The following is a 534-nucleotide window of genomic DNA, read 5'->3' on the forward strand; positions in this document are numbered from 1 at the left end:
CAGCGGGGGCGGTTTTCCGCTTTTGCATCTGGCGGTTTAAACGCTTTGCCTCTCTGGGCAGGTCGGAAAGCGCGTCTTGTAGCGCTTGCAGGCGGAGAGTGATGGCGGCGCTGTCTTGGCGGGGTTGCTTTGGCGTTACGAACACAGGGTCCGACACACCGATCACGCTGATGCGCGGCAGGGCTTTTGGCATCTGGTTTGCCGGTTGATCATCAAGCCAGTCAAAGCGTTTGCGCGGATCAAACAGTTTAAAGCGCAGAATTTTCGTTGCGCGGTTGAACGCCGCAAAGTCCGGCAGGTTTTGACTAACCGGAGAAGCAGAAGGGCGGTTTGCGACTTTCTGAAACCGTGCGGCCAGCACAATCAAACGCCGCGCGGCGCTTTCGGCAGGACCAAGCACACGCAGGATTTGATGGCGCACGACGCTTGGCAACATGCTGCCGGTTTGAACCAGCGCCACCAGCGCCGCAACGATTTGCAGCAATGCCTGTCTGTTGATGTTAATCGCCGCCTGCCAGTCCATATCGTCCTCGT

At 58.1% G+C, this 534-nt stretch carries 1 protein-coding gene; it reads right to left on the bottom strand.

Features of this window, described 5'->3' with window-relative positions; genetic code table 11:
- On the bottom strand, window positions 1–523 hold a 523-nt coding region (locus tag SU32_RS16990; protein ID WP_082376874.1), incomplete at its 3' end, for a hypothetical protein.
- Window positions 524–534 lie beyond the last annotated feature (11 nt).

Source organism: Ahrensia marina (assembly GCF_001293565.1).
GTDB classification, from domain to species: Bacteria; Pseudomonadota; Alphaproteobacteria; order Rhizobiales; family Rhizobiaceae; genus Ahrensia; species Ahrensia marina.